At 75.0% G+C, this 5,028-nt stretch carries 5 protein-coding genes; 2 read left to right on the plus strand and 3 right to left on the minus strand.

Translation table 11 applies throughout. From position 1 onward, the window contains the following. A partial coding sequence (locus tag GTW40_RS02170) for an XdhC/CoxI family protein (RefSeq protein WP_161178441.1) occupies positions 1-791 on the plus strand: 791 nt, incomplete at its 5' end. Positions 792-931: 140 nt separating this feature from the next. After that, positions 932-1,576: a LysE family translocator gene (locus tag GTW40_RS02175; protein WP_161178442.1), complete on the plus strand. Its 645-nt coding sequence runs from the start codon at positions 932-934 to the stop codon at positions 1,574-1,576. A 51-nt stretch (positions 1,577-1,627) separates the two neighbouring features. Here GTW40_RS02175 and GTW40_RS02180 read toward each other — a convergent pair whose 3' ends face one another. The 3 genes from GTW40_RS02180 to GTW40_RS02190 all read right to left on the minus strand — a co-directional run. Further along, positions 1,628-2,068, minus strand: a complete 441-nt coding sequence (locus GTW40_RS02180; protein ID WP_161178443.1) for an SRPBCC family protein — start codon at positions 2,066-2,068, stop codon at positions 1,628-1,630. A gap of 303 nt (positions 2,069-2,371) precedes the next feature. Further along, positions 2,372-3,163, minus strand: a complete 792-nt coding sequence (locus GTW40_RS02185; protein WP_161178444.1) for a serine protease — start codon at positions 3,161-3,163, stop codon at positions 2,372-2,374. A gap of 236 nt (positions 3,164-3,399) precedes the next feature. After that, positions 3,400-5,028 (minus strand): LuxR family transcriptional regulator (locus tag GTW40_RS02190; RefSeq protein WP_237525290.1); only part of this gene is annotated, 1,629 nt, incomplete at its 5' end.

Below are 5,028 nucleotides of genomic sequence, written 5' to 3' on the forward strand. Positions count from 1 at the left end.
GGGGCCGTACGGCAGCGATCGCCCGGGTCGTGTCCGGCCCGGCCGAACTCCTGGGCCGCGCCCTGCTCGTACGCCCCGACGGCACCCTGCTCGGCGGCTTCGGCGCCCACCCCGAACTGGACCGCACCGTCGCCGCCGAGGCCGCCGCCTTCCTGGACGCGGGCCGCACCGGCACCGTGGAGGCGGGCGAGCGCGGGGAGCGCTGCGGGGACCCGGTGACCGTCCTGGTCGAGTCCTCGGTGCCCCCGCCCCGGATGATCGTCTTCGGCGCCGTCGACTTCGCGGCCGCCCTGGTCCGCGTCGGCGCCTTCCTCGGCTACCACGTCACCGTGTGCGACGCCCGCCCCGTGTTCACCACCCGGGCCCGCTTCCCGGAGGCCGACGAGATCGTGGTCGACTGGCCGCACCGCTATCTGGAGCGCACCGCGACCGACTCCCGCACCGTGCTCTGCGTCCTCACCCACGACTCCAAGTTCGACGTGCCGCTGCTGCGCCACGCCCTGCGCCTGCCCGTCGCCTACGTCGGCGCGATGGGCTCCCGGCGCACCCACCTCGACCGCCTGGAACTGCTGCGCGAGGCCGGGGTCACCGAGCTGGAACTCGCCCGCCTGCACTCCCCGATCGGGCTCGACCTCGGCGCCCGCACCCCCGAGGAGACCGCGCTGTCCATCGCCGCCGAGATCGTCGCCGGGCGGCGCGGCGGCAGCGGGCTGCCGCTCACCGGGGCGCACACCCCGATCCACCGCGACGTGCCCGACCGGGCCGGGCGGCGCTTCGGGTCGGTGGCCTGAGCGCGCGGGGGCGGCGGCGCGAGTCCCGGCGTACCGGGCCGACACCCTGTGCGACTCCCGGCTCGGCCCCGGTCCGGCCCTGCGTCGGCCCCCGGAAAAGCGCTTGCCGCCCCTCCCCGCCGCCGTGCTTGCATGAGCGCATGGTCTCCACCGACCGGCTGCTGGCGTTCGCGGCCCTTTCCCTCGTTCTCATCGTGGTGCCGGGCCCGAGCGTGCTGTTCGTGGTCGGCCGGGCCCTCGCGCACGGCCGCCGGGCCGCGCTGACCACCGTCGCGGGCAACACCCTCGGCGCCTATGTGCTCGTCGCCGCCGTCGCCCTCGGCGTCGGCTCGGTGGTGGAGCGCTCGCTGCTCGCCTTCACGGTGCTCAAACTCGCGGGCGCCGCCTACCTCGTGTACCTCGGGGTCATGGCCTGGCGGCGGCGCGGCTCGCTGCGGGACGCGGTCACCGCCGCCGAACCGGGGCCGGAGCACGGCGCGCTGCGCACACTGGGGGAGGGGTTCGCGGTGGGCGTGGCCAACCCCAAGACGATCGTGTTCTTCGCCGCCGTACTGCCCCAGTTCGCCGACCCCGGCCAGGGGCACGTCCCGGCCCAGATGCTGCTGCTCGGGCTGGTGTTCAACGTCATCGCCCTGGCCTCGGACAGCGTCTGGGGGCTCGTCGCCTCCGCCGCCCGCGACTGGTTCGCCCGCTCGCCCCGGCGGCTCGCGGCCGTCGGCGGCGCGGGCGGCCTCGCGATGATCGGCCTGGGCGTGACGGTGGCCGTGACCGGCCGCAAGGACTGAAAGGACCGAACCGGGCCCGGCTCGGCGGGGTTCACCTCGGCCGAGGCGGGCTCACTCCCGCCGCAGCAGCCCGTTCACCGCGCGCCCGAACATCGACTGGGCCGCGCTCGTCGTCACCCCGTCGAAGGACCGGGGCAGGAAACTCACCCGCAGCTCCTCGCGCCACACCACCCGGGTCCGCCCGCCCGGCCCCGGCCGCACCTCGATCTCGGCCCAGCCCAGCACCACACGGCCGCGCTTCTCCAGTCGGCACAGGCCGGGCTCGTCGTCCACCGGGGGCCGCCATACGGTGACTTCCATGGGGTCGTCGAAGGTCAGCGGACCGACACCCGTACGGGCGACGAAGCGGGTGCCCACCCCGGTCGGCGGGGGCGTGTCCACCGTGACCCGGGTCAGCGGCACCACGTCGGCGTGGCGGGGCCAGTCGGTGAGCCGGCGCCACGCCTCCGCGAGGGGAAGGGGGACCGTGCGTTCGAGCGTGAAGAGAGGCACGCCACGATCGTAGGGAATGACCGGCGCCCACCGGCCCGTTCGCTCCCGCGCTCACCTGCCCGGAGCAGCGTCCGGACGGCCGACGGCGCCCCGGCGCGTCCGCCGGGTGGTCCCGCGGCACCGGTCACCACCTTCGGTGGGCCGTACACACGCCTGGGTCCGGCGGGCGCTCCGGGGCGCCCGTACGGGGCATCCCCCAGGGGAATGCCCGTAGTGGACAGGGGGACGCTGCGGGCCGCTCGTGGTCGCTCGCAGCGTCCCCCTGGTTTCTCACCCGGGGCAACCCCCGGGAAGTCCCCTGGGTTACGAGTTGACCTGAGCGGTCACCAGGTTCGAGAAGGTGGTCAGCCGGGTGTAGACACCCGGGTAACCCGCCTCCGCGCACCCCTCGCCCCAGGAAGTGATCCCTGCCAGGACGCCCCCGATGATCAGGGGACCGCCGCTGTCGCCCTGGCAGGTGTCCACGCCACCGGAGGTGAGTCCGGCGCAGACCATGTCGGACTGGACGTAGTCCGAGCCGTAGGAGGAACGGCAGCTGGAGTCGGACACGACCGGAACGGTCGCGGTCCGCAGCTGGTTGGAGGAGCTGCCGTTCTCCCGGGTGGTACCCCAGCCGAGAATCCGCGCCGTGGTGCCGGCCGCGTAGACGCTGGTCTGGGAGGAGGAGACGTACGACACCGGGGAGTACGGCATCGACGTCGACAGGGTCAGCACGGCCACGTCGTCGCCGTTGGTGGCGTCGGTGTAGTCCGGGTTGATCCAGATCTTGCTGACGCGGCTCACCGTGCCGTCCGTGCCGTTCAGATAGGTCCGCCCGCCGACCACGCGCACGCTGCTCGTCGACTCGCCGACCATGCAGTGCGCGGCCGTCACGACCTTCTTGGCGGCGACCAGGGTGCCACCGCAGAACTGACTGCCCGACGCGTCCGTGATCTGCATGACGTACGGGTACGCCGACGCGGTGGTGGTCGTGCCGCCCACGATGGGCTGGGGCGCGGCGCTCGCCGCGGGGGAGGCGATCAGCGCGGTGGCCGCCGCGGCGGCGGTGGCCACCAGGGTCGCGGCGGTCTTTCTGGCACGAGTGAGCCCGAACATGAGTCTCCTCAGTGGGGGTTGCCGGTGGGGGTCGCGCGGGTGTGGGGGTGTGGCACGGGGTTGGGGCACCCCCTGCTCCAGCGGAGCCGAGAGCGGGAGGGACCGACCCCGTGTGCCCGGGCGAGCGGCACGCCCTTTACGCTAGGACCCGGAACTCCCGCCTCCCAATGAGGGAACCCCCTAGGGGGACAGGGGAGGGAAAACCCTCGGTCCGGCTCAGTTAACCGGGCGTGCCCTCACTTCGCGCGGCGACCTGCGGCCAATCGGACGATGTCCACCCGGGACCTGATGCCCAGCTTTCGGTAGACCCTGGTGAGCGTCGCCTCCACCGTCTTCACACTCACGAACAGCCGTGCGGCGATCTCCCGGTTGGTCGCGCCCTCCATGACCAGCGCGGCCACCTGACGCTCCATCGAAGCCAGTCCGGCGAGCGCGTCCAGCGCCTCCGGCACGCCGGGCGCGGGCTCCGGCTCCGGCGCGGTGCGCGCCTCCTCCACCTGGCGCAGCCAGGGCAGCGCCCGGCACCGCCGGAACAGCCGGGTCGCCTCGTCGTACGCCGCCTGCGGCCGTCTGCGCCCGGCCTCCGGGCGCCGGGCGCGCAGCCGGGCCAGTGCGAACGCGGCTCGCGCCTCCTCCAGGCCGTAGCCGAGCTTGGCCAGCCGGTCCTGAGCCGACGTCAGCCGGGCCACCGCGCCCTCGTGGTCCCCGCGTGCCGCCCTGACCTGGGCCTCCGCCCGGTCCAGGACCGCGAGGACGCTCTCCCGGCCGAGCCTGAGGGCGTGTTCGCGGCTCGCGTCGATGACGTCCTGCGCCTCGTCGGGTTCACCGGTGCGGACCAGTGCCTCCGCGAGGTCGCCCTGCCAGCGGCCGCGCGCCGGGTCGGTGATGCCGAGGTCCCGCTCCAGCGCGCGCACCCGGCGCAGCGAGCGCACGGTGCCCGCCGGATCGCCCGCGACCAACTGGGCGTATCCGAGAGCGCCCAGGGCCCGGGAGAGGTACATCTGGTCGCCGTCCCGCTCGGCCTGCTCCACCGCCTCCCGGGCGAGCGCCACCGCCCGCTCCACATCACCGCCGGACGCCTCGGCCAGCGAGGCGAGCATCGCCGTGGCGGTCTCGCCGATCCCGGAGTCGCGGGCCAGCCGCAGCGCGTCCCGGGCCACGTCGAGGGCGCGTCCGCAGTGCCCGGCGCGCAGCTCGGTCTCGGCCAGGCCGCGCAGGAAGTGCACCTCGCTCTCCACCGAGCCGCGCCGGCGCACCTCGCGCAGCAGCGCCGTCACCGTCGTACGGGCCTCGGCGAGGCGGTCGCCCATGACCAGCCAGCGGAACCGGGTGCTGCCCGCGCCGTTGTGATGGCAGGCCACCTCCGGGTCCTGGGGCTCGGTCAGGGCGTGCTTGATGGTGCGGGGCGCCTCCGGATGGCCCATCAGGGTCTCGATCTGCGCCTGGAAGGCCAGCGCCAGCAGCTCGGTGCGCCGGTCGGCGCCGCGCGCGGCCAGCTCGGCGGCGTGCGCGGCGGCGGTCCTGGCGTCGGTGAAGTCGCCCTCCACGATCAGCGCCCGCCAGGCCAGCTGGTAGTGGACCAGGGCCAGCAGCCGGGGGTCGTCGCCCGCGTCGGCCAGCGCCTGCGGGAAGACCGCCTCGACCTCGGCCATGGTGTGCCCGGCGGTGTCGATCACCACGATCCAGGCCCGCACCCGGTGCGCGGGCACGGTCGCCCGGGTCAGCACCTCGCGCGCGATGTCCCGCGCCAGGTCGACCTCGCCCGCCGTGATCGCGTCCTCGGCCGCCTGCAGCCGCCGCTCGTCCGGGCCCGGAGCGCTGTCCGCCGGGGTGCGCCGGGCGGCGAGCAGCCCGAGCTGCGCGGC

It is taken from the genome of Streptomyces sp. SID4985, from assembly GCF_009863025.1.
Classification (GTDB): domain Bacteria; phylum Actinomycetota; class Actinomycetes; order Streptomycetales; family Streptomycetaceae; genus Streptomyces.